1 protein-coding gene and 1 pseudogene are annotated in these 2679 nt (G+C 51.0%); both read left to right on the top strand.

From position 1 onward, the window contains the following. The coding region (locus tag ACESQI_RS23120) for a TraG family conjugative transposon ATPase (RefSeq protein ID WP_373127296.1) at positions 1–2339 on the top strand (2339 nt) is incomplete at its 5' end. A 43-nt stretch (positions 2340–2382) separates the two neighbouring features. After that, positions 2383–2679 (top strand): annotated as a pseudogene (locus ACESQI_RS23115) (hypothetical protein); the annotation flags it as partial.

Genomic DNA, 2679 nt, shown 5'->3' with positions numbered 1-2679 from the left:
ACTCCACCTGGGCGAAGGCGGTCAAGGTATTGCCGAACTACAGCATCGTGCATAAGCAGGACTTCTTCATCGAAGAGGGTTACAGGCCGGACATCTGCAAGGAAGACCTGAGTTTTCTGAGCCGCAGTTTCGAGCGGCATTTCAACGAACGGCCGTACTTGCAGCACACCTGTTACCTTTTCCTGACGAAGACCACGAAAGAGCACAGCCGGACAACCAGCAGTTTCAACGCGCTTACACGGGGATTCATCATTCCCAAAGAGATGCAGGACAAGGAAACCGTTACCCGTTTTATGGAAAGTTGCGGGCAGTTCGAGCGCATCGTGAACGACAGCGGTCTGATCCGTATCATCCGCCTGACGGATGAGGAAATTATCGGAACCAAGAATTCAGCCGGCATCATAGAGAAATATTTTTCCATGTCCCAGGAAGACACCACCTGCTTGCAGGATCTGTCTCTCGGTGCAGGGGAAATGAAGGTCGGGGACAATTACCTTTGCCTTCATACGCTTTCCGATCCGGAAGACCTGCCGTCAAACGTATCCACCGACTGCCGGTATGAACGGCTTTCGACAGACCGGAGCGACTGCCGCCTGTCCTTTGCCGCACCGATAGGCATCCTGCTCACGTGCAACCATATCGTGAACCAGTACCTCTTCATCGACGATTCGGCGGAGATTCTCAGGAAGTTCGAGCAGACCGCCCGGAACATGCACTCGCTTTCCCGTTACAGCCGTTCCAACCAGATCAACCGCGAATGGATTGAGGAGTATCTGAACGAGGCGCACAGCAAGGGGCTGGTTTCCATCCGTGCGCACTGCAATGTCATGGCATGGAGCGATGACCGGGAAAAGCTCAAGCGCATCAAGAACGATGTGGGCAGCCAACTGGCGTTGATGGAAGCCAAACCGCGCCACAACACGGTGGATGTGCCGACCCTGTTCTGGGCGGCGATACCCGGCAATGCCGGAGATTTCCCGTCCGAGGAGAGTTTCCACACCTTTATCGAGCAGGCCCTGTGCCTGTTCATCGGGGAAACCTCCTACAAGGACTCGCTCTCTCCGTTTGGCATCCGCATGGTGGACCGCCTGACCGGAAAACCCGTCCATCTGGATATTTCCGACCTGCCGATGAAGAACGGCACAATCACCAACCGGAACAAATTCATCCTCGGCCCTTCGGGCAGCGGGAAATCTTTTTTCACCAACCACATGGTACGCCAGTATTACGAGCAGGGTGCGCATGTGCTGTTAGTGGATACCGGAAACTCCTATCAGGGACTGTGCAGCCTTATCCATGCGCGTACACACGGCGAGGACGGGATTTATTTCACTTATGAAGAAAAAGACCCGATAGCTTTCAATCCTTTTTACGTGGAAGACGGGATTTTCGATATCGAGAAGAAAGAATCCGTCAAGACGCTTATCCTTACCCTGTGGAAGCGTGACGACGAGCCGCCGACACGTGCCGAGGAAGTGGCGCTATCCAATGCGGTCAATCTCTTTCTGGAGAAAATCCGCAGGGACAGCAGCATAAAACCCTCCTTCAATACCTTCTATGAATTTATCCGTGACGAGTATCAGGATATCCTGAAAGAGAAGCGAACCCGTGAGAAGGATTTTGATGTATGGGGATTCCTGAATGTGCTGGAACCCTATTACCGTGGCGGTGAATATGACTTCCTGCTCAACTCCGACAAGCAGTTGGACTTGCTGAACAGACGCTTCATCGTTTTTGAGCTGGACAACATTCGCGATAACAAAGTGCTGCTTCCGATTGTCACCATCATCATCATGGAGACTTTTATCACCAAGATGCGCAAGTTGAAAGGTATCCGGAAAATAATCCTTATCGAAGAGTGCTGGAAGGCATTGGCATCCGCCAATATGAGCAATTACATCCGCTATCTTTTCAAGACCGTCAGAAAATTTTTCGGCGAGGCCGTGGTCGTGACCCAGGAAGTGGAGGACATCATTTCTTCTCCGATTGTCAAGGGTACCATCATTAATAATAGTGACTGTAAGATTCTGCTTGACCAGCGCAAGTATATGAACAAGTTCGATGAGATCCAAGCGTTGCTCGGTCTGACCGACAAGGAGCGGGCACAGATACTTTCCATCAATATGGCGAACAATCCGTCCAGAAAGTACAAGGAAGTCTGGATTGGTCTGGGCGGTACGCAGTCGGCGGTCTATGCCACGGAAGTCTCACTTGAGGAGTACATATGCTACACTACTGAAGAAACCGAGAAACTTGAACTTATGCGGCTTACGGAAAGAATCGGTGGCAACATCGAACTTGCCATCAAGCAGTTGGCAGAAAGCAAGCGAAACAAGTGATAGGGATTGAAATCATATGGAAACCGAAAAACAATCATGAATCATGGGAATGGAAGAATGGATAAAAGAACAGCAACGCCGCTATCTGGACGAGCCACGCCTCAAGGAGTTGACGGAAGTGATGAAACAGATAAGAAAGTTCGTCCGGGAAAAGGAGTACCGGAAGCTGACGGAACTGGTCAGGCGGTACAGGAAGTCCGAGGATGTGATTACCCAAGTTGCCTGCCTGTTGTCAAACTCGCACCTGTTCCCGACACCGGAAAAAACGGTGGAAACGGACAGGTCAGAATTGATGACGGCATTGAAAAACACGTATTTCATGGAGAAGAACGGTTGCTGG

The sequence above is a fragment of the Bacteroides sp. HPS0048 genome (genome assembly GCF_964240755.1).
Lineage (GTDB): Bacteria > Bacteroidota > Bacteroidia > Bacteroidales > Bacteroidaceae > Bacteroides > Bacteroides nordii.
The sequence above is the reverse complement of the archived record's forward strand: the minus strand, read 5'-3'. Positions and strand labels throughout refer to the sequence as shown.